Below are 22,176 nucleotides of genomic sequence, written 5' to 3' on the forward strand. Positions count from 1 at the left end.
CCATGCGCGATTATTTGATTCTAAAACTACAAGGGCCGCTGCAGGCTTGGGGACGGGAAAGTTTCGAGGGCTTGCGGCCTTCGGAACTGTTTCCGGGACGCAGCGCGTTGCTGGGTTTAATCGGCGCGTGTCTGGGGATAGACCGAATAGACCGCGAAGGCTTGCAGGCGCTTGCTTCCAGCGTTTCATTTGCCGTTCGCGTCGATCAGCAAGGCCAAAAAATGACGGACTATCACACGGTCAAAAACGCCCGCGAGGATTACCGGGGCTTGAAAAGCCACGACACCATTCAAACTTGGCGAGAATACTGGCAAGACGCCTTTTATACCGTGGTGGTTTGGAACAATGGCGACGCATCAATTAGCTTGGGAAAAATCGAACAGGCATTGAAAAAGCCGTTATTCACGCCGGTGCTTGGCAGACGCAGTTGTCCATTGGCGCGGCCGTTATTCGATGTTCGTGTGTCTGCCGATTCGGCAATGGCTGCATTGTCTTCAAGCGGCGAAACCGGCGGTACGGTTTACAGCGAAGAGTTCAGCGATAAGGCAATCCCCATCAAAAAGCGCGACGTGCCGATTATTCACCAACCCCGGCAGTTCGCCAGCCGTACGCTGTACATGTCTAATGGTCAAGGAGGCGAAAATGTTTCTGAGTAAGGCGCATATTCCCTGGCAGCAAGCCAAAAATCCATATCAATTCCATCAAGCGCTGTGGAAATTGTTTCCCGGATATGAAGACGCCGAACGGGACTTTTTATTTCGTGTCGAGCAATTTCAATCCGGTGTTGGCGCTCAAGTGTTGCTGCAATCGGCAATCAAGCCTGAGGGCAACGAGCAAAGTCCGATGTTGTTTGCGCAGCGCGAATTCGCATTGAATATTCCCAACGGCCAACGCCTGCGCTTTCGCTTGCGAGCCAACCCGATTAAAACCATCAAGGACAGCAGCAAAGGTACGGTCGAGAAAAAGGGCAAGACCTTTACCAAAACTGTCCGGGTGCCGCTATTGCACGAAGAGCAACAACAAGCTTGGTTGGAACGCAAATTACAGGATTTCGCGCAGTTGGAAACCGTGATCGTCCAACCGGAACCGGTCACGTATTTTCGTAAAGCGAAGGAAGGCCGTAGCGGCAAAATACAAACGGTGCTGTTCGACGGGATTATGACGATCACCGATACAGCCGAATTTGAAGCCCAAGTTTTTCAAGGTATAGGCCCGGCCAAAGCCTTTGGCTGTGGCCTTCTATCTGTCGCCAAAGTGTGAAACAGCCATGCTATTCGAATCTATAACCCCTCCCGCCGAAGAAACCGGTTATTGGGCCGAAGTGCCGGAAATTCCAGGTCGTTTGATGCAAGGGGAAACGTTGGAGGCGTTACACACCAATTTGCAGGAAGCGATTAGCGTGTGGGGTCAGATTAGACAAGGCGAAAAATCCGGCTTCAGCTCCGTCGATTTCACGGGCGAATTGCAAATCACCGACGCCGACAAATTCCGTCACACCCTATTCACCGGCCTGGGCCGGGCTAAGGCATTCGGTTGCGGTTTGCTGATGGTGCGCCGGAGTTATGTGCAATAGCGGCAAAGGGAATCTCGAGCATTGTGCAATCACGTTCACGAGGCTTGCCGGACTCTCTTGAATTGTTGCCTTGGCGGCAAGCCTCTGGGGATGTCGTTTGAGTCGGATAACTTGGCGTGCAAGCCTTTTTGCCTCGCGCGCAAGGCTTATATTCTGGCGAGCTAGCCTTTGGGGTTTGCGTTCAAACCTAAAAGCCTTGCGGCTAAGGCGGTTTGCATTACACGCAAACCGCCGAAGCTTGCGAGTCTGCATTTTTGGCTTGTGTTTAAACCTAAAGTCCATGTGCGCAAGCCTTTTTAGTTCGCGCGCAAGCCGGAGAACCTTGCGGGCCAGCCTTTTTTGGCTTGGGTTTAACCCTAGAAGCCTTGCGAGTAAGTGGCAAAGGCTGGCGAATAAGCCTTGTTGGTCTGACTTATTGGGTTGCCTATTAATTCAGTCTGAATTTATTCTATTGCGACTAAGGCTACATGAAACTATCGGAAAACATAAAACCCATCAGCTACTTAAAAGCCAACGCGACCGAGGTGATCGAAAAGTTAAAAACCGACCACCAGCCGCTGGTCATCACTAAAAATGGGGAGGCGGCGATGGTGGTTCAGTCGGTTGCCGATTACGAGCAGACCCAGGAAACCCTGGCATTGCTGAAAATGCTGGCACAAAACCAGCAGCGTTTGGCGGAAGGTAAAACGGTTTCCAGCAAAGAGGCTTTTGCCCGTTTGCGGCAACGGCGCGGCCTGGCATGAAATACCGGTACTGCTGACCGAAAACCTGCCGAATCCGGTTTATTGATGATCAATAAGAACAAAATGGTTGTTCACGCGCTATTGGATGGCCGCAGAGATATACAAGACTTGGGACAATCTAAGTCCATTGGCGATGGATTTTTGGCAATATACAGAATATAACAGCACCTGTTAACAGGTGCTAAAATCAGTTCATAAAAACCACTCCGATTAAACACCATGAACATCAAATTTTCCGAAGATGTCATTCCCCTTAGCGATCTGAAAGTCAATCCGGGCAAAGTCGTTAATCAGGTAAAAGAAACGCACCGGCCCGTGTTGTTGACTAGCAGAGGCCGGGGCGTAGCAGTGGTTCAGGATCTGGATGACTATGAAAAGAATCAGGAAGAACTCGCCTTCATGAAAGCGGTTGCTCAAGGCTTGATGGATGTCAAAAACGGTCGCGTCATGGAGCTGGCGGAGGTCAAAGCCAAGCTGGGTATCGGCTAAATGAAGCTACTGATTGCTGATTCGGCTTTCAATGACCTCGCGGATATTAAAACCTATTATTTGGAGCAAGGCGTCGGACACATCGGCGATAAGTTTGTCACCGAGATCATTTCCCATCTCGAAATCCTGACGGAGTATCCTGAGATTGGCCGCACAGTTCCTGAATTTTCCGAACCCCATATTCGCGAGTTGATTCATCCACCTTTTCGTGTTGTCTATTGGTTGGACAATCAGATTATCCATGTCATCAGGGTCTGGCGTAGCGAGCGCTTGTTGCAACTGCCTGACTTAAACTAAAAATTGCGGCATGCTCCCACCCCTCAAACCCATCGCCATGAAAGAACGCGTGTCCATGGTCTTCATCGAAAAAGGCCAGATCGACGTCAAAGACGGCGCCTTCGTCGTCATCGACGAAACCGGCATCCGCACCCACATCCCGGTCGGTTCCATCGCCTGCATCATGCTGGAACCCGGCACCCGCGTCTCCCATCACGCCGCCGCGCTGGCGGCCAGAGTAGGGACCTTGCTGGTCTGGGTCGGCGAAGCCGGCGTCAGGCTTTACGCCGCCGGTCAGCCGGGCGGAGCGCGTTCCGATCGCTTGCTGTATCAGGCCAAATTGGCGCTGGACGACGTTGCCCGCTTGAAAGTGGTGCGCAAGATGTACGAAATCCGTTTCGGCGAAAAACCGCCCGAGCGCCGCAGCGTCGAACAACTGCGCGGCATCGAAGGCGCCAGAGTCAGGAAGTTGTACCAATTGCTGGCCAAACAGGCCGGGGTGGAATGGAGCGGACGCAATTACGACTACACCCAATGGGACAACAGCGACACCGCCAACCGTTGTCTTAGCGCCGCCACCGCCTGCCTGTACGGCATCTGCGAAGCGGCGGTGCTGGCCGCCGGTTACGCGCCAGCCATCGGCTTTATCCACACCGGCAAGCCGCTGTCGTTTGTCTACGATATCGCCGACCTGTTCAAATTCGACGACATTGTCCCCCATGCCTTCAAAATCGCCGCCAAGAACTATCCCAACCCGGAGCGCGAAGTGCGACTGATGTGCCGCGACGTGTTCCGCCAATCCAAAATCCTGCGCAAAATCATCCCCACCATCGAAGAGGTACTGGCGGCCGGCGAATTGGAACTGCCCAAACCGGCCGAGGAAAACATCGCCCCGGCCATCCCCAACCCGGAGAGCATCGGCGATGTTGGTCATCGTAGTTGAAAACGTTCCGCCCAGGCTGCGCGGCCGCTTGGCGGTGTGGTTGATCGAAATCCGCGCCGGGGTTTATGTCGGCGACTTGTCGGCCAAAGTGCGGGAGATGATTTGGGCGCAAATCGAAAAAGGCGTAGAGGAGGGCAACGCGGTCATGGTGTGGAGTACCAACACCGAATCGGGTTTTGATTTTTTAACGCTCGGCAAAAACCGCCGCCTGCCGGTGGAACTGGATGGCCTGAAACTGGTGTCGTTTTATCCACCAGACGATGCCGATTTGTCTCCCTAGCCCTCAGGGCAATGTCGTTAAGTTAAGGAAGCGACCGGCTGTTTCAAATCCTGTAGGAGCAGGCCATGCCAGCGACCGAAGGCGTTTGATCGCGGGCGTGGCCCCCACCTACCATCCTGAACTTAACGACATTCGCCCTCAGGGAGGGGGCCGGGTTGAGGGTGAATGTGCGCTAAATTCCTATTACTGCAGAGGATGCTGTCAAGGCTTTAGCCAGCTTTTTAACAACTTGGAAAAGGCCGAAAAAATCGGTAGAAAATTAGACGGGTTATTTCCGTTTAACTAACAATAAGTTAGGATTAGTGCGTTCCCCGCACCCGCGGGGATGAACCGCGATTCAGGAGAGGATCGACGCCTGCAAGCTGGCGTTCCCCGCACCCGCGGGGATGAACCGTGTCTGTAACACTTCTGAGAGAACAAAACCAAGCGTTCCCCGCACCCGCGGGGATGAACCGTCCTGGCGGCTATCCAAACCACCCGCCGGAAAGCGTTCCCCGCACCCGCGGGGATGAACCGCCGCTCTAAATGACTCCGTTGCAAAAAATATTGCGTTCCCCGCACCCGCGGGGATGAACCGACCCCGAGAATCCATATCTCCAGCGGCTTCGCGCGTTCCCCGCACCCGCGGGGATGAACCGACAAGAGGGGGCTTTATGAAAGACCAAACCGAGCGTTCCCCGCACCCGCGGGGATGAACCGACCTAGCGACATGAGGCCAATTTCGACATTCGGCGTTCCCCGCACCCGCGGGGATGAACCGCTGGCAATTGACCATTGAAGGGCAGCGCATTAGCGTTCCCCGCACCCGCGGGGATGAACCGAGATTATTCCCGCAGGGCGAGGCGTTTTTCGGGCGTTCCCCGCACCCGCGGGGATGAACCGGCTGGCACCGACTCTTGACCGCAGTCGCATGGGCGTTCCCCGCACCCGCGGGGATGAACCGATCGCCCAGTAAACCAGATCAGGCATTTAAACGCGTTCCCCGCACCCGCGGGGATGAACCGCCGATTCAATCGGCGTGGCCGTGGTGCATTGCGCGTTCCCCGCACCCGCGGGGATGAACCGGCAGACATTAGGCAGCGGGCTTAACGCCAACAGCGTTCCCCGCACCCGCGGGGATGAACCGCATTGAAAAGCGCCAAGAGAACATTGCCTAGCGCGTTCCCCGCACCCGCGGGGATGAACCGTAACCGGCTCACCGTTTTTATCGTTAACGGTTGCGTTCCCCGCACCCGCGGGGATGAACCGCCCTTACCAACGACGACATTGTTACCGCGCTGGCGTTCCCCGCACCCGCGGGGATGAACCGGGCAAGCAAATAGCCAAGGGCTATCACGAAAAGCGTTCCCCGCACCCGCGGGGATGAACCGGGGAGGGGCGCTTGCGCGAATTTGTTGTATCGGCGTTCCCCGCACCCGCGGGGATGAACCGCCGTTTGCGTTCGGAGTCACATAGGCACGGGGGCGTTCCCCGCACCCGCGGGGATGAACCGGAAAACGCCGGACAAGACCCGGTAGACGCAGTTGCGTTCCCCGCACCCGCGGGGATGAACCGGCACAATACGTCTGGCCGTTCGCCGGGTTTTTGCGTTCCCCGCACCCGCGGGGATGAACCGTTACCGGTCAATGTCAGGCCGTTACGTGTAACGCGTTCCCCGCACCCGCGGGGATGAACCAGCAGCGCGGCCGCAAAGCGTTTCCGGTCGGCAGCGTTCCCCGCACCCGCGGGGATGAACCGGCTGCGGGATAATGCGCGGCCCCTCGTAGTGTGCGTTCCCCGCACCCGCGGGGATGAACCGCGCCTAATGTTGTCAAGATATTTTTTTCACAAGCGTTCCCCGCACCCGCGGGGATGAACCGCATCAGGAAACGCGACGCGATGAGCGACGAAGGCGTTCCCCGCACCCGCGGGGATGAACCGGCCGCGTTGTGGTTACTAATATTCCGATGAAGGCGTTCCCCGCACCCGCGGGGATGAACCGGGAAAAATTCGTTAAATCAGAAGTCAAACAAAGCGTTCCCCGCACCCGCGGGGATGAACCGATTCAGATTGCCAAATGGCTTATCCGATGGCGGCGTTCCCCGCACCCGCGGGGATGAACCGGTCGGCGTAGCACTCGCCGTTAGCCATGTAACGCGTTCCCCGCACCCGCGGGGATGAACCGTCTGATTCGTAAGTCATGCGCCCTGCTCCTTTGCGTTCCCCGCACCCGCGGGGATGAACCGTACGTTAGCAATGATAAGAAAACGAAACCAAATGCGTTCCCCGCACCCGCGGGGATGAACCGGAGCGCAACAGCTTGCGCCTGGCAATCAATCTGGCGTTCCCCGCACCCGCGGGGATGAACCGGCGCGGCACTATCGGTAATACCAAAGACACACGCGTTCCCCGCACCCGCGGGGATGAACCGCCTCCGGGTATCGGTATAAGCTGCAAAATTCCGCGTTCCCCGCACCCGCGGGGATGAACCGCTGAGGTTGCTCTGTCCGCGCTGGTGGCGCCGGCGTTCCCCGCACCCGCGGGGATGAACCGGTAAAAAAATGGGTTTGAAATTTGAGGGCGTTGCGTTCCCCGCACCCGCGGGGATGAACCGCTTCTGCGCGTCTACGAAAAGGGCAAGCAAATGCGTTCCCCGCACCCGCGGGGATGAACCGCTGTAAAACTCCTAACCGATGGCAAAGACCAGGCGTTCCCCGCACCCGCGGGGATGAACCGTACCGGGATGAAAAAAGGCCCGCCCGGCTGCGGCGTTCCCCGCACCCGCGGGGATGAACCGGCAGCATTGCCACGGCCTTGAGATAGGCATCGGCGTTCCCCGCACCCGCGGGGATGAACCGGCGCTCGGCCATTACCGGAGCGCCTTCGTTATGCGTTCCCCGCACCCGCGGGGATGAACCGGCATCATTGGCGAAGGGGGTAGGGGGTAAAAAGCGTTCCCCGCACCCGCGGGGATGAACCGTAATTTAGGCCGTCCGTTTTTGCCCAGTTGTTGCGTTCCCCGCACCCGCGGGGATGAACCGGCGGCTCGGTCAGTTCTTCAACCAGTGCTGATGCGTTCCCCGCACCCGCGGGGATGAACCGATCAGAGCCGCATCAACACTAAAAATCGCAACGCGTTCCCCGCACCCGCGGGGATGAACCGACATCACCGGCAAGGCCATTACCCAAATCGTCGCGTTCCCCGCACCCGCGGGGATGAACCGAGGGCACGGTGCCGCTGCAGTTCTTCGGCATGGCGTTCCCCGCACCCGCGGGGATGAACCGCGTTGGTTCATGTTGGGATAGTCGACGACGTGGCGTTCCCCGCACCCGCGGGGATGAACCGCATGACGCAATCCGAATCTAATCCAGACCAGTGCGTTCCCCGCACCCGCGGGGATGAACCGACTAATGCTGCAAATTTATCTGATCGCCGGCGGCGTTCCCCGCACCCGCGGGGATGAACCGCCGTCGAGGATGCCAAAAAAATCGCTAGAGATGCGTTCCCCGCACCCGCGGGGATGAACCGCGGCCCGTCACCTTTAATCTCGCCGAATTTTCGCGTTCCCCGCACCCGCGGGGATGAACCGCCAGCCTGCAGCAGCGAATCAACAACAGCCTCGCGTTCCCCGCACCCGCGGGGATGAACCGAAATTGCCGACCAATTTGAGGTAGTGTCCATCGCGTTCCCCGCACCCGCGGGGATGAACCGACCGATCGCGATTAGTTTTTTGCAGAGCCGCGGCGTTCCCCGCACCCGCGGGGATGAACCGGCGCCGCTGGACTCCTGCCGGATAGTGTTTAAGCGTTCCCCGCACCCGCGGGGATGAACCGAACGCGGTTAGGGCTGCGATCAAACAGATGGAGCGTTCCCCGCACCCGCGGGGATGAACCGTACCGTCTTCGGCGTATCCCAAGATCAACACCGCGTTCCCCGCACCCGCGGGGATGAACCGCAGCCTAATAAGCTTTCCTGCCATTTAGTAACGCGTTCCCCGCACCCGCGGGGATGAACCGCACTGAAACAGGGCGCTAAAGATGTGCAAAAGCGCGTTCCCCGCACCCGCGGGGATGAACCGAGAATCAACCGCATTTTTTCGACCCGGGTTTAGCGTTCCCCGCACCCGCGGGGATGAACCGGCAATGGCGATCCTTGAGCAATGCGAGAAGGTGCGTTCCCCGCACCCGCGGGGATGAACCGTATTTGTTGACGATTTTATTTTGTACGCCAAAGCGTTCCCCGCACCCGCGGGGATGAACCGCTCGATTCTCATGACGACGATACTATCGAGCGGCGTTCCCCGCACCCGCGGGGATGAACCGGCAATGGCGATCCTTGAGCAATGCGAGAAGGTGCGTTCCCCGCACCCGCGGGGATGAACCGTATTTGTTGACGATTTTATTTTGTACGCCAAAGCGTTCCCCGCACCCGCGGGGATGAACCGCTCGATTCTCATGACGACGATACTATCGAGCGGCGTTCCCCGCACCCGCGGGGATGAACCGACATGACCAGCGACGTGGAGGCCCAAATTGCCGCGTTCCCCGCACCCGCGGGGATGAACCCTTTACGACTCCGTTGTGCCGGCCGATGCCGCCGCGTTCCCCGCACCCGCGGGGATGAACCGCCAAAAACGCCGCCGAATTTTATCTGCGCGGCGCGTTCCCCGCACCCGCGGGGATGAACCGGATGCCGCCCCATCTGTTAAACCTCTTTAACCGCGTTCCCCGCACCCGCGGGGATGAACCGACGGGTTCGGGCCTTAGAACGAACTCTATCGAGCGTTCCCCGCACCCGCGGGGATGAACCGCCGTTGCCGGTCTTATCGACAAACTTGACGCGGCGTTCCCCGCACCCGCGGGGATGAACCAGGAAAACATCACGCGCCGTTTGTGGCAACTCCTGCGTTCCCCGCACCCGCGGGGATGAACCGACGCGATTTACAGTGCAACCTATAAAGCGGCCGCGTTCCCCGCACCCGCGGGGATGAACCGTACATCAGTAAAAACTTAGGGTTTTCGTTAGACGCGTTCCCCGCACCCGCGGGGATGAACCGCCCTGCCGGACCTGATCAAACCGATCACGCTCGCGTTCCCCGCACCCGCGGGGATGAACCGGGGCAGGGGTTGATGGCTGCACGGCCCGGTTGGCGTTCCCCGCACCCGCGGGGATGAACCGACCAATGCTGCCAAAGCGGCCTAATATCATTAGCGTTCCCCGCACCCGCGGGGATGAACCGTAATAAATTCAGCCATTGACTACATCACCTTGGCGTTCCCCGCACCCGCGGGGATGAACCGGCGTTAGGGGGGAGGGTAAGAGCCTTTGCGCCGCGTTCCCCGCACCCGCGGGGATGAACCGTCGGCCATTTTCACCGCTGTTTCGTCGCTTAAGCGTTCCCCGCACCCGCGGGGATGAACCGGCGAAGATGTTAAAGGCAAGCGCCTTATTCAAGCGTTCCCCGCACCCGCGGGGATGAACCGCCATAAAATAACGCGATCTCTGCGCCCATGAGGCGTTCCCCGCACCCGCGGGGATGAACCGCAAAAACCGGCAGCGACTACGAAAGCGCAAAGGCGTTCCCCGCACCCGCGGGGATGAACCGGCTTTACTCGCGCCGAAATCTCGGACGAACTTGCGTTCCCCGCACCCGCGGGGATGAACCGACAAACAACACTATCAATGATAAGAAAACGCGGCGTTCCCCGCACCCGCGGGGATGAACCAGCCCCGTTCCTGTCCAGCGTGAGACTGCGGCCGCGTTCCCCGCACCCGCGGGGATGAACCGAAATGGGAGCGCTTCCACGGCAGGATTCTGGCGCGTTCCCCGCACCCGCGGGGATGAACCGAAGTTGCACAGAGTCTACGGGGCGAGGGTTAAGCGTTCCCCGCACCCGCGGGGATGAACCGGATATCGCCGGGTGAGGCCCATTCGTGCCAGCGCGTTCCCCGCACCCGCGGGGATGAACCGGTGCTTAAGGAGGGGAGGCCGCTCTACGTCCAGCGTTCCCCGCACCCGCGGGGATGAACCGACCTCGAAATTGAATGGGGCTCTTACTTTAACGCGTTCCCCGCACCCGCGGGGATGAACCGTTCGCCGTTTTGGTGCTCGCCTGGTCGCTAAAGCGTTCCCCGCACCCGCGGGGATGAACCGCCTACACCCTGCGGCCTGAACCCGTCTTGTTCGCGTTTCCCGCACCCGCGGGGATGAACCGGCAAATCACGTTCCTCACAACCGTGGGGCTTTGCGTTCCCCGCACCCGCGGGGATGAACCGCCCAGCCGTCCTACGTTGGCATGGGTGGCCGTTGCGTTCCCCGCACCCGCGGGGATGAACCGGAGCAAGGCAGGCGGCAAAATTGGGCATTAATAGCGTTCCCCGCACCCGCGGGGATGAACCGACAGGGAAACCGGGGAGATTCGCGAGGGTAAAGCGTTCCCCGCACCCGCGGGGATGAACCGCCCGCCTGTGTTCTGTCCGGTGGCACCTCCGAGCGTTCCCCGCACCCGCGGGGATGAACCGCATAGCCATAACCGCTAGCTCGATTTGCTCAGGCGTTCCCCGCACCCGCGGGGATGAACCGCTGGCGTCCTTTGCCAAGCGCACCACCGGATAGCGTTCCCCGCACCCGCGGGGATGAACCGAGTCACACGCGCGGCGGCGGTGCAGAGCTGGCGCGTTCCCCGCACCCGCGGGGATGAACCGCCCATTTCCCCTTTCAACCAGTCGCATTTGAAGCGTTCCCCGCACCCGCGGGGATGAACCGAAATTGTTTCCGGCTGATCCAGTGTAACCGGCGCGTTCCCCGCACCCGCGGGGATGAACCGATAGAGGGAATATCGTAGTTAGCAAATCAACAGCGTTCCCCGCACCCGCGCTCATCTTTGCTGCCCCGCCTGAAGCGTTCCCCGCACCCGCGGGGATGAACCGTCTTTTTGTGCTCGCAGGTACCGCTCAGGCACGCGTTCCCCGCACCCGCGGGGAATGAATCTTAGGTAACAAGGATTGTGGAGCGCGGTTCAGAGCATTCAATCGGCATATGCTAGAAACGAAAAAGCCCTTGCCGAGGCAAAGGCTTTTATTCCGGTGGCAGGTTGGGACGTTTCCAATGGCCACAACATCGGAATGCCAAGGAGCTTAATTACGCGCGATGGCCTTGTCAAGGCGTTCCCCGCACCCGCGGGGATGAACCGTTTCGCCGGCTATTTTGCTACCGGCTGATATCGCGCCGGAAGTAGCGGTGGCGGAGTTTTTGTCGATTTTCGGCGCGGCGATGGAGGAAGAGGTGGCGTTTACCGATGCTGCTTGTTTGACCAAGGCGTTGTTTCAGGACGGTAAGTGGGAGTTCAAGTGGCTGGCTGACGCCGATCAGGAACAACGGTTGCAGTATCTCAACTTGCTGGCCATGTCTCTGATCGAGCCCGATGAAATTTGGTGGTATTGGGAGCACGATCGCGGGAAAAAGGTCGTTGGCGGCTAAACGGCGCTATCTGCGTGCGTTCTAACTGGATGGTGCTGGGGTGTTCGGCGTGGGTATTTTTGAATGGGCCTGTACGGGCTGGAAAGGCGCGACGGTGTTTATGGCATCGCACAAACCCGAGAAAGCCAAGCTGGGTTATTTCGATAAACCACATTACGGCAGGCTGTTGTTCAAGAAAAAAACGCGGCCTTTTTAGGGGTCGCGTTTTGTGGATCGGATATTGGGCAGTAGCGCGCAAGGCGCAGTCTGACCGATTCACGCCTTGATTATAAAGGGGGTGGTGCATTATGCAATTTGAGATCGACTTCGAAGCCAGTCATTTAGAACATATTCTGGCAGCCGCCAGGCGTGAGATTGCCTCACCCGAGGGCAAGGAGTGGAAGCCGCTGTCGGCGATGAAGTTGGCCGAGGATAAGCCCAAGGGCGGGCCGCTGAAAAAAACGGCCGGATGTGCGTTCCCCGCACCCGCAGGGAGGAACCCAAGGCGGTTAAGCCGACCTATTCCCGGTCCTTAAATATCGTCGCTCCCGCGAAGGCAGGAGCCCGGCGGTTATACTGGATTCCCGACTTCGCGGGAATGACGAATCCAGTGGATTCAAGGGCCGGGTTAATAACTTAACGGCGTCGGGGATAAAACTCCGGCTATGGCTACCGCAAGACGCCCCGGCCCGTCCGTATCCAAGAGAGGATAAAAACGGCAAGCCAGTCCGGCCCGATGGGGTGGCCTCGGCTCGCGCGTTCGGTTCGAGATTGACCGGCGCGAGCCGGGGCCTTTACTATCTGTATCTTCCGCCACACCGCCGGACTTAACTATGGGCCAAGAAACCCGCGCCGCTGCGTATCAGGAAGCCGATTTCGACCGGTTTTGCCGGCGTTTGCAGACCGAGACCGAATTGCTCGGTCGTTTGATCCGCGACAAAGCCTGTGCGGAAGCTGCGCCGGTGGCCGGTTTCGAGATAGAAGCTTGGTTGTTGGACGGCGATATGCGGCCGGCGCCGGCTAACCAGACGTATTTGCAATCCTTCGGTCAGCCGCTGCTGGCCGGTCCGGAGCTGGCCAAGTTCAATATCGAACTGAACACGCCGCCGCAAGCCTTGACCGGCGCTGCGTTCGGCGCGATGCACAAACAATTGCAACAGACTTGGCAAGACGCGGCCGGGCATGCCCGGCAAATGGATTTGCACCTGTTGGCGATCGGTACGCTGCCGACCTTGGAACAGCGCGATTTGCATCTGGGCAATATGTCGGACATGAACCGTTACCGGGCTTTGAACCAGCAGATTTTGCAAAACCGCGGCCGGCCGATTTGTCTGGATATATGCGGTCACGAGCATCTGAAACTGGAACACCACGACGTGATGCTGGAAGCGGCCACTACCTCGCTGCAGTTGCATATCCAGTGTCCGCTTAGTCAGGCCCACCACATTTACAACGCCTCCATCATCGCCTCGGCGGCGATGGTGGCGCTGGCGGCGAATGCGCCGTATCTGTTCGGCAAGGATTTATGGGCCGAGACCCGGATTCCGATGTTCGAGCAGGCCATCGCTGCCGGCGGTTATAGCGGTGCGGCGGACGGGCCGTTGCACCGGGTCGGTTTCGGTTCGGATTACGCCCGGCACTCGATCCAGGAATGTTTTATCGAGAATTTGCAGCATTTTCCGGTGCTGTTGCCGGAACAATTCGACGATGCGCCGGAAGCGTTTCGCTATCTGCGCCTGCACAACGGTACCATCTGGCGCTGGAATCGGCCGCTGGTGGGGTTCGACGCCGACGGCACGCCGCATATCCGTATCGAACACCGCACGCCGGCAGCGGGGCCGACCGTGATCGATATGGTCGCCAATGCCGCGTTTTTCTATGGGCTGGTAAAAAATCTGGCCGACGAACGGGCGGAGGGCGGGGCGGCATTGCCTTTCGCTCAAGCCAAGGACAATTTCTATCAGGCCGCCCGTCACGGGCTGGATTGCCATGTGGTCTGGTTCGGCAACCGCAAGCAGCGGCTGGCCAAGCTGATCGAACAGGAATTGCTGCCGCGCGCCGGCCTGGGGCTGGACGCGCTCGGCATCCGCAACCGCGACGCGTTGGACTACCTTGGCATCGTCCGCCGCCGTGTCGCCAGCCGGCAAACCGGCAGCCAGTGGCAGCGGCGCTTTATCGAAGCCCATCCCGGCGAATTTAGCGCAATGACGCGGGAGTATTTGCTGCGCCAGCTCGGCGGCGAGCCGGTGTCGGGCTGGGGGCTCTGAGCGTCCGCCGCCGAACGGCGCATTGCGGTTGCTCTCGGCCGACTATTCAGGCATGTTGAGTCGCTGAACGGACTTTGGACACCTCGGCCATGCAATCGAACCTCTCCGCACATTCTGCTCTGAAACAATTCGACGCCCTGCCGCCGGGTCTGCTGGACATTCCGGTCGAAGCCCTGCATACCCTGGTGCCGGAACCGGCCTTGTTCCATCTGCCCGGCAAGCGGCCGGAGACACTGTTCGTCTCGGTGCTGCTGCACGGCAACGAATCGACCGGCTTTCTGGCCGTGCAACAGTTATTACGCAAATACCAGGGCCAAAGTTTGCCGCGCGGGCTGACCCTGTTTTTTGGGAATACCCAGGCCGCCCGCCACAATCTGCGCCGACTGGACGGCCAGCCCGACTTCAACCGGATCTGGCCGGGTACCGGTCTGGCGCCGTCGCCGGAAACGGCTTGGGCAGCGCAGATTTGCGAAATCATGCGCCGGCGCGGCGTGTTTGCCAGCGTCGACGTGCATAACAATACCGGCCGCAACCCGCATTACGCCTGCATCAACAAACTGGACCGGGAGTTTCTGCATCTGGGGGCTTTGTTCGGCCGCTTGCTGGTCTACTTTACCCACCCCAAAGGCATCCAATCCGGCGCGTTCGCCGAGTTTTGCCCGGCCGTGACGCTGGAATGCGGCCGTCCCGGCCAGCCGCACGGCACCGAACATGCGCTCGAGTTTTTGGATAGCTGTCTGCACTTACACGAATTTCCGGCGCATCCGGTCGCCCGCCAGGACGTGGACATCTACCACACCGTGGCTCAGGTCTGTATCGCCGAGGATGCCAGTTTCAGCTTTACCGAGCGCAGCGCCGATTTGCTGCTGGACAGCGGGTTGGAGCGATTGAACTTCACCGAAATTGCCGCCGGCAGCGCGTTCGGTAACATCTCGACGGCGCGCGTGCCGGTGGTCGCCAGGGATAACGCCGGGATACCGGTCACCGAGCGGTTTTTCGAAATTCGGGACGGGCAGTTGGTGTTGAAGCGGCCGACGATGCCGTCGATGCTAACCTTGGACGAACGGGTGATCCGCCAGGATTGCCTGTGCTACCTGATGGAGCGGCTGCCGCTGGAGGGCGGCTGATTTTGGCGATTGGGCCGAATGGTCTAAGCTTTACGGTTTATGCTGCGGGCTGCTGCCGACCAAAGCTTCGGTTGCGGTTGCAGCGGACCGTCTAACGGGGTAGGGGAGAAAACTGATGTTGAAGTCCTTGGATATATTGCTGGGCTTGTCGGTGGTGATGTTGATCGCCAGCATGGCCGTTACGCTGATCAGCCAGGCCGTACTCAAGCTGCTCGCCAGCCGCGGCCGCAACCTGCACCACGGTTTGACCGACCTGCTGGAAGTGCTGGACCCGCGTTTGGCACGGACCGACGCGGCAGCGATCGCCGGTAAAGTGTTGAGCCAACAGACCATCGGCGGCCGGTTTCGCAGTTGGCTGCCGCCGCGGCTGCGTTTCTTGTCTTATGGCGAAGTGATCCACCGCGAAGAATTCGTCAAAAGCCTGCTGGAATTGGCCGCAGCCTACGATGCCGGCATCAAAGCCGAATTCGACCGGGTCAACGCCGAATTGGCGAACGGGGCGATTACCGTCAACGTCGGCTTGGCGGCACTGGAGAACAAGTTGCGCGAGTATCCGGCGTTTTTGAAGAGCCTGGAAGCCGGCCGGCTGATCCAGCAGGTCAAGACCGAACTCGGCGTCAATAAACAAAAGCGGCTTTATCAAAAATTGAAAGGCATCATCGCCAAGCACATCGATTTGGCGGAAAAGCTGGGGCAGGCATTGGGCAGCAATGGGGTCGAGAACCCGACCGCGACGTTGAAAAACGTGAGAATGCTGGCGCTGCAATTCGAAAAATCCAATCCGGAACTGGCGCAGGACGTGCGGGAAGCCAACGCCTTGCTGCAAGAGGCCGCCAGCGAGTTTTTGGCGGTGATCCACATGAATTTCGACAATTTGCTGGATCGGGTCGCGGTGCGTTTCTCGTCGACGGCGCGCACGGTCAGCGTATTCAGTGCGGCTTTGCTGGCGGTCGGATTACAACTGGATGCGCTCGTCATCATCAATCGCTTGGCCATGGACGAACAAATGCGCAGCGCCTTCGTGCAATTGGCGCCGACCTTTGCCCAGGACGAGACCATCAAAGCCAAGGTGATGGCGGACGCCAAGAGCCAGCCCAAAACCGGAGCAAGCAGTGATGCGTCGGCCGAACCGGTCAAATCCGCCGCCGGCATCGAAACCGAAAAATATTACTTGAACGTGCTGGCCGACCGCGGCCTGATCACCTGGCCCAAGGATTGGCAAGCCTGGCGGGACAATTGGCAGCAGAATGCCAGTGTCCCCGGCGTGGTGTTGTCGATGTTTCTGTTAAGCATGGGCGGGCCGTTTTGGTACAACGTGTTGAGCAAACTGTTGCAGTTGCGTTCCGGTCTGGCGCGCAAGGACGACGAGCAAAAAGCCATCCGTCAAAGCTCCCAGCTTGCGGCGACTGCGGATGCGTTGTCGCCGACTGCCGCCAACCCGTTGCAGGGCGAGCGCGGCGATTTGAAGGCGTTGGGCTGAGGAGGGCGGTATGCAAATCGACTGGATAGGCTGCGCCGCCGACAATTTCCGCCCCGGTCGGCCCGGCGGATTCAAGCCGGATGCGATCGTGTTGCACAGCGTCGCCGATCTGGCCCAGGCCGAAACCGGTTATCGCAGCGGCGGCAGCTTGGTCTCGACCCACTATGCGATCGCCGGCGACGGCCGGGTCAGGCAGTACGTCGACGAGAAAGACACCGCCTTTCACGCCGGCTTGGTGGTCAATCCCAGCGCGGCCTTGGTCCAACAGCGGCCGAACAGCAACCCGAACTATTATTCGATCGGCATCGTGTTGGAGATGGCCGCCGGCCAAGGCTTCCCGGCCGGGCAGCAGGCGGTTTGCGCCCGGCTGTTGCGCGAGATTGCCGACCGCTGGCGCATCGAGCTGGATACCGAGCACGTGTTGCCGCACAGTGCCATCCGGGCCTCGGCAGCTTGTCCGGCGACGGCGTTGAATCTGACCGAACTGCTGGCGGCAGCGGTACCGGAACCTGAGTTTGCCGGCCTGAGCGGCAAGCAAATCGGCCTGCTGGTGAACGTCAAATTGCGGGAAAGCCCGGCCTTGAGCGGCGCGCTGGTCAAAGTATTGCCGGCCGGCAGCCGGGTGGAGATCAGTGGCTTTGCGGTTGGCGAAACGGTATCCGGCAATAGTTTCTGGTACCGCGATTTGGACGGGCATTTTTTCTGGGCCGGCGCCAGCGAACGGCCCAATCCGCGGGCGCTGTTGGCTACCGATCCGGCCGGACTCAGCACCGATACGATGCCGCCAGCGGCAACAGTAAGTGCCGCACCGGCGTTGGCGATCAACCGCAGCCGCTTCCGGTTGCCGGCCGGGCAATATTACAGCGACCGGCCGCACAAGGATTTGATCGTGCTGCATTTTACCGCCGGCTCCAGCGCCAAATCGGCCTTCGATACCTGGAACGGCGACGCCGGCCTTATCGGCGCGGCCTATCTAGTGGATGTGGACGGTACGGTGTACGAAGTATTCGACCCGGCGCAATGGGCCTACCATCTTGGAGTCCAGGGCAGCGGCGGTCGCCACGACAAGCGCTCGATTGCGATCGAAATCGCCAACGTCGGCCCGTTGCGGCCGGCGGCGGATAATCCGGATATTTTGAACTGGTGGCCGCCGAAGCGGGGCGACACCGCGCCGTTCGGCACCCGCTACTGCGAACTGAGTCAGACCGAAAAATACCGGAAACTAAGCTTCCGCGGCGAGCATTATTTCGCCGCCTTTCCGGCCGGGCAAACCGAATCGATCCGGCTGTTGATGCAGGACTTGTGCGCCCGCTTCAATATCCCGCGCACCTTGCCGCCGACGGCGAAACAATTCGAACGCGATCCGGATTTCTTCCAGAACTACAGCGGCATCGCCAGCCACATCAATTTTCGGCAGGATAAGTGGGATATCGGGCCGGCCTTCGATTGGCCGGCCTTGCAAATCCCGAATGCCTGAGGCGGTTTAACCTGGGTTTGCGCCGGCTCAGGCTGCGGCCAGCATGCCTTGGCGGACGATGAAGTCGATAATCCGCTCCAGGCCGTGGCCGGTTTTGATGTTGCTGAACACGAACGGCCGCTCGCCGCGCATCTTTTTCGCATCCCGGTCCATCACGTCCAGCGACGCGCCGACGTAAGGTGCCAAGTCGATCTTGTTGATCACCAATAAATCCGACTTGGTGATGCCGGGGCCGCCTTTGCGGGGGATTTTGTCGCCGGCCGAGACGTCGATCACGTAAAGCGTCAGATCGGCCAGTTCCGGGCTGAAGGTGGCGCTGAGATTGTCGCCGCCGCTTTCCACCAACACAAAGTCCAGTTCCGGGAAACGCTCGCACAACTCGTCCACCGCCGCCAGATTCATCGATGCATCTTCGCGGATTGCGGTATGCGGGCAGCCGCCGGTTTCCACGCCCAGAATTCGCTCTTCCGGCAAGGCCTGGCTACGGATCAAAAACTGCTGGTCTTCGCGGGTGTAAATGTCGTTGGTGACGACGCCGATTTGGTAATCGTCGCGCATGCGTTTACACAAGGCATCCACCAACGCGGTTTTGCCGGAGCCTACCGGGCCGCCGACGCCGATTCTCAATACGTGTTTGTCGTTCATGTTTTCTCCAGTAGTCCGGATGCCATCCGGGGTTAAGGTTGCTCAAACCTCGATTGCGCTTGCGCTGCATCGAGGCATTATTGTTATTTCACGATCGGAACAGCCGCGAATACTGCATCTCATGCCGGCTGCTGGCCAGGGCCAGCCCGAAACAACTGCCGCCGATCTGGTCGTCGGTCATGGTCAGGGTTTGCCCAACCAAAGCCGGCAATTCCCCGGCCAGACGCTGTAATAGTTGCTGCCCGGCCACTTGCCCCAGCGGCACCAATTTGATCGCGCCCAGCACCTGGTTTTCCAGCCAGCCCCACAGGTAACCGCTCACCGCGTCCGCCTTGTCGATTTGCCAACGCACCGCCGCCAAGCCAAACAAGGTCGCCAGGGTCGCGTCCGGCCGTTTCTGCCAAGACTGCGCTTCCGGCATGTCCAGATTGACCAACAAACGCGCCAAGGCTTGGCCGGTCTGCTTGTCCTCGGCACGCAATTCGGCGGTTTCCCGATAGGCATTGAGAGTTTGGCTCCAGTGCTCGACGGCTTGCATATCGTCAGCTTGCCAGGCGTCGTACAACCGCGCCAGCAGCGGCGCATCGACCTTGCCCAAAGCGTTGTGCAGCAAACCGCGCAGCCAGTCGCCGGTTTGCTCGGCGTTGGTCACCCAACCGTCCTGCACCGCCGTTTCCAGCCCCTGCGAATAGCTGTACATGCCAATCGGCAAACTGGGGCTGACCAGTTGTAACAGCCGCAGCAACGACAGATTAGTGACCATGGCTATGGTACGCGCCGGCTTCCGGTTCGAACGGTAAGGTGTGATGTTCGACGGTCAAGCCCAAACCGACCAACATTTGATCGAGTACATGATCGGCCAGATAACGCAGTTCGTCCGGCAGAATTTGCAGGGCGATGTGGCGGTTGCCGAGGTGGTAGCAGGCGCGGGCAAACAACAGTGGGTCGCTGCATTTGACGACCGATAATTGTTCCGGTGCCGCATCGATGCGCACTTTAAAGCCTTGGCTGTTGGTGAGGATTGCACCGTGTTTCAGGGTTTGGCCCCTGGGTAAAAATACGCCGACTTGGATGCCGCCTTTGGTAGTCGCCGGTTGGCGAGATTTTTGGCGGGCATCGTAAGGCAGGGTCAGGGTGTCGTCGGGCTGGTCTTCGGTGTTGGTGGTTTCGGTGAGTTTTAGCATTGTTTTATTTTATGTAGGTTGGGTTTACCCGAAGGGCATAAAAGGCGATAGCGGTAACCCAACACGATGGCTTTTGGATTATTTGATGTCTTTTGGTTTTGTTGTGTCGCGGCAGCGGCACAAAATCAAAAGCTAGCGCTTTCGAGCACTTCGATTCCCAAGCCGGAGATTGGGAACCAGTCCGAATCAAAACAAAAAGTACCGCTGCGCCATCGGCAACACCACCGCCGGCTCGCAGGTCAACAACACCCCATCCGCCTTGACCTGATAGGTCTGCGGACAAACCTCCATCACCGGTTGGTAATCATTCAACTTCATATCCGATTTGCCGATGTTCCGTGTATTCCGAACCGTGCCCACCCGCTTTTGCAAACCCAATTGTCCCGCCACGCCGGCAGAGACGGCGGCTTGCGGCAGGAAGATCATCGAGGTATTGGCGGCGGTGCGGCCAAAACTGCCGAACATCGGCCGGTAATGCACTGGTTGCGGGGTGGGGATGGAGGCATTGGCGTCGCCCATCGGTGCGGCGGCGATCAGGCCGCCTTTGATAACCAGGCTGGGTTTGACGCCGAAAAAAGCCGGTTGCCACAGCACCAGATCGGCCAGTTTGCCGGCTTCGATGGAGCCCACTTCGTGACTGATGCCGTGGCTGATGGCTGGGTTGATGGTGTATTTGGCGATGTAGCGTTTGATGCGTTGGTTGTCGCTGGTGGCCGGGTCGCCGGCCAGCGCGCCGCGTTGCACCTTCATTTTGTGCGCGGTCTGCCAAGTGCGGATCACCACTTCGCCGACCCGGCCCATGGCTTGCGAATCCGAGGAAATCATCGAAAACGCGCCCAGGTCGTGCAGGATGTCTTCGGCAGCGATGGTTTCGCGGCGGATGCGCGATTCGGCGAAAGCCACGTCTTCCGGGATGCTGGGGTCGAGGTGGTGGCAGACCATTAGCATGTCCAGATGCTCGTCGACGGTGTTGATCGTGTAGGGCCGGGTCGGGTTGGTCGACGACGGCAGCACGTTGTTCAGGCCGCAGGCTTTGATGATATCCGGGGCGTGGCCGCCGCCGGCGCCTTCGGTGTGGTAAGTGTGGATGGTGCGGCCCTTGAAGGCGGCGATGGTGTCTTCCACGAAACCAGATTCATTCAGCGTGTCGGTGTGAATGGCAATCTGCACGTCGAAACGCTCGGCCACGCTCAGGCAACAATCGATCGCCGCCGGCGTGGTGCCCCAGTCTTCGTGCAGTTTCAAGCCCATCACCCCGGCCTGGATTTGCTCATCCAAGGCGCCGGGCAGGCTGGCGTTGCCTTTGCCGAGCAAACCAAAGTTCATCGGCAAACCGTCCAGCGCTTTCAGCATTTGTTGGATATGCCACGGCCCCGGTGTGCAGGTGGTGGCGTTGGTACCGGTGGCTGGGCCGGTGCCGCCACCGACCATCGTCGTCACGCCGGAACACAGCGCTTCTTCGATTTGCTGCGGGCAGATGAAATGGATGTGGGCGTCGATGCCGCCGGCGGTGAGAATCTGGCCTTCGCCGGCAATGACTTCGGTGCCGGGGCCGACGATGATGTCGACGCCGGGCTGCACGTCCGGGTTGCCGGCCTTGCCAATTTTAAAGATGCGGCCGTCCTTCACGCCGACGTCGGCCTTGACGATACCCCAGTAATCGATGATCAGCGCATTGGTAATCACCAAATCCACGGCCTGATCGTTACCCAGCTGACTTTGGCCCATGCCGTCGCGAATCACCTTGCCGCCGCCGAATTTCACTTCGTCGCCGTAGACGGTGTAATCGGCTTCCACTTCCAGGATCAAATCGGTGTCGGCCAGCCGTAGCCGGTCGCCGGTGGTGGGGCCGAACATGTCGGCATAGGCTTGTCTGCTGATTTTGCTCATGCGCTTTTCTCCAACGGGCCCATCACTTCCCCGCGAAAGCCATAGACTTTACGTTCGCCGGCAAACGCCACCAACTGCACCTCGCGCTGTTGGCCTGGCTCGAAACGCACGGCGGTGCCGGCCGGAATATCCAGCCGAAAGCCCAGAGCCACGCTACGGTCGAAATGCAAGGCCGGGTTGGTTTCGTAAAAATGGTAATGCGAGCCGACCTGAATCGGCCGGTCGCCGCTATTGGCGACCAGGACTTTGACCGTGGCGCGGCCGGCGTTGAGTTCGATGTCGCCAGCGGCGGGGAAGATTTCTCCGGGGATCATGGGGGCTCCTGTTAAATTTGGTTTTCCGCGTGGGCACGATAAATCGTGT

19 protein-coding genes and 1 CRISPR repeat array are annotated in these 22,176 nt (G+C 59.6%); of the genes, 14 read left to right on the top strand and 5 right to left on the bottom strand.

Annotated features, from left to right (window positions below; translation table 11 throughout):
• Nucleotides 1–2 precede the first annotated feature (2 nt).
• From cas5e to AC0IM9_RS13895, 14 genes are all read left to right on the top strand, one after another.
• On the top strand, nucleotides 3–656 hold the full coding sequence (gene cas5e / locus AC0IM9_RS13830) for a type I-E CRISPR-associated protein Cas5/CasD (protein ID WP_482804396.1): 654 nt from the start codon (nucleotides 3–5) through the stop codon (nucleotides 654–656).
• Nucleotides 643–1,260 carry a type I-E CRISPR-associated protein Cas6/Cse3/CasE gene (gene cas6e, locus AC0IM9_RS13835; RefSeq protein ID WP_482804397.1) on the top strand — a complete coding sequence of 206 codons (618 nt, stop codon included), beginning with the start codon at nucleotides 643–645 and terminating at the stop codon, nucleotides 1,258–1,260. Before cas5e ends, cas6e (AC0IM9_RS13835) begins: the two co-directional genes overlap by 14 nt.
• Before the next feature lie 7 nt (nucleotides 1,261–1,267).
• Nucleotides 1,268–1,573: a type I-E CRISPR-associated protein Cas6/Cse3/CasE gene (gene cas6e / locus AC0IM9_RS13840; protein WP_482804398.1), complete on the top strand. Its 306-nt coding sequence runs from the start codon at nucleotides 1,268–1,270 to the stop codon at nucleotides 1,571–1,573.
• Nucleotides 1,574–2,040: 467 nt separating this feature from the next.
• Complete coding sequence (locus tag AC0IM9_RS13845) at nucleotides 2,041–2,316, top strand: type II toxin-antitoxin system Phd/YefM family antitoxin (protein WP_482804399.1); 276 nt, start codon at nucleotides 2,041–2,043, stop codon at nucleotides 2,314–2,316.
• A 219-nt stretch (nucleotides 2,317–2,535) separates the two neighbouring features.
• Nucleotides 2,536–2,805, top strand: a complete 270-nt coding sequence (locus tag AC0IM9_RS13850; protein WP_140914270.1) for a type II toxin-antitoxin system Phd/YefM family antitoxin — start codon at nucleotides 2,536–2,538, stop codon at nucleotides 2,803–2,805.
• On the top strand, nucleotides 2,806–3,102 hold the full coding sequence (locus AC0IM9_RS13855; RefSeq protein WP_482804400.1) for a type II toxin-antitoxin system RelE/ParE family toxin: 297 nt from the start codon (nucleotides 2,806–2,808) through the stop codon (nucleotides 3,100–3,102).
• Between the two features lie 10 nt (nucleotides 3,103–3,112).
• Nucleotides 3,113–4,024, top strand: coding sequence for a type I-E CRISPR-associated endonuclease Cas1e (cas1e, locus tag AC0IM9_RS13860; RefSeq protein WP_482804401.1), 912 nt, complete (start codon nucleotides 3,113–3,115; stop codon nucleotides 4,022–4,024).
• Nucleotides 4,005–4,304: a type I-E CRISPR-associated endoribonuclease Cas2e gene (gene cas2e / locus AC0IM9_RS13865; protein ID WP_482804403.1), complete on the top strand. Its 300-nt coding sequence runs from the start codon at nucleotides 4,005–4,007 to the stop codon at nucleotides 4,302–4,304. The genes cas1e and cas2e overlap by 20 nt, the downstream gene beginning before the upstream one ends.
• Nucleotides 4,305–4,608: 304 nt before the next feature.
• A CRISPR array of direct repeats spans nucleotides 4,609–11,111; the repeat unit is 29 nt; unit sequence GCGTTCCCCGCACCCGCGGGGATGAACCG.
• 413 nt (nucleotides 11,112–11,524) lie between these two features.
• Nucleotides 11,525–11,764, top strand: a complete 240-nt coding sequence (locus AC0IM9_RS13870) for a PBECR2 nuclease fold domain-containing protein (protein ID WP_482804404.1) — start codon at nucleotides 11,525–11,527, stop codon at nucleotides 11,762–11,764.
• Between the two features lie 287 nt (nucleotides 11,765–12,051).
• Complete coding sequence (locus AC0IM9_RS13875; protein ID WP_482804405.1) at nucleotides 12,052–12,279, top strand: hypothetical protein; 228 nt, start codon at nucleotides 12,052–12,054, stop codon at nucleotides 12,277–12,279.
• A gap of 297 nt (nucleotides 12,280–12,576) precedes the next feature.
• Entirely contained in the window at nucleotides 12,577–14,010 is a 1,434-nt protein-coding gene (locus tag AC0IM9_RS13880; protein WP_140914395.1) for a glutamate-cysteine ligase family protein, read from the top strand.
• A gap of 89 nt (nucleotides 14,011–14,099) precedes the next feature.
• Entirely contained in the window at nucleotides 14,100–15,137 is a 1,038-nt protein-coding gene (locus AC0IM9_RS13885) for a M14 family metallopeptidase (RefSeq protein ID WP_482804406.1), read from the top strand.
• 115 nt (nucleotides 15,138–15,252) lie between these two features.
• Complete coding sequence (locus AC0IM9_RS13890) at nucleotides 15,253–16,617, top strand: hypothetical protein (RefSeq protein WP_482804407.1); 1,365 nt, start codon at nucleotides 15,253–15,255, stop codon at nucleotides 16,615–16,617.
• Nucleotides 16,618–16,627: 10 nt separating this feature from the next.
• A complete protein-coding gene (locus AC0IM9_RS13895) occupies nucleotides 16,628–18,094 on the top strand; it encodes an N-acetylmuramoyl-L-alanine amidase (RefSeq protein WP_482804408.1) in 1,467 nt (488 codons plus the stop codon).
• A gap of 27 nt (nucleotides 18,095–18,121) precedes the next feature.
• On the opposite strand, the gene ureG is transcribed toward AC0IM9_RS13895, so the two are convergent.
• The 5 genes from ureG to AC0IM9_RS13920 form a co-directional block, all read right to left on the bottom strand.
• Nucleotides 18,122–18,739 carry an urease accessory protein UreG gene (gene ureG, locus AC0IM9_RS13900; protein WP_140914399.1) on the bottom strand — a complete coding sequence of 206 codons (618 nt, stop codon included), beginning with the start codon at nucleotides 18,737–18,739 and terminating at the stop codon, nucleotides 18,122–18,124.
• An 88-nt stretch (nucleotides 18,740–18,827) separates the two neighbouring features.
• Nucleotides 18,828–19,502 carry an urease accessory protein UreF gene (locus AC0IM9_RS13905; protein WP_482804409.1) on the bottom strand — a complete coding sequence of 225 codons (675 nt, stop codon included), beginning with the start codon at nucleotides 19,500–19,502 and terminating at the stop codon, nucleotides 18,828–18,830.
• Nucleotides 19,492–19,923 carry an urease accessory protein UreE gene (gene ureE / locus AC0IM9_RS13910; RefSeq protein ID WP_482804410.1) on the bottom strand — a complete coding sequence of 144 codons (432 nt, stop codon included), beginning with the start codon at nucleotides 19,921–19,923 and terminating at the stop codon, nucleotides 19,492–19,494. Before ureE ends, AC0IM9_RS13905 begins: the two co-directional genes overlap by 11 nt.
• Before the next feature lie 186 nt (nucleotides 19,924–20,109).
• Nucleotides 20,110–21,813 carry an urease subunit alpha gene (ureC, locus tag AC0IM9_RS13915; protein ID WP_482804411.1) on the bottom strand — a complete coding sequence of 568 codons (1,704 nt, stop codon included), beginning with the start codon at nucleotides 21,811–21,813 and terminating at the stop codon, nucleotides 20,110–20,112.
• Nucleotides 21,810–22,127 (bottom strand): urease subunit beta, encoded by a 318-nt coding sequence (locus AC0IM9_RS13920; protein ID WP_140914403.1) that lies wholly within the window; start codon nucleotides 22,125–22,127, stop codon nucleotides 21,810–21,812. The genes ureC and AC0IM9_RS13920 overlap by 4 nt, the downstream gene beginning before the upstream one ends.
• Nucleotides 22,128–22,176 lie beyond the last annotated feature (49 nt).

This window comes from Methylomonas sp. Uni0011, assembly GCF_056850255.1.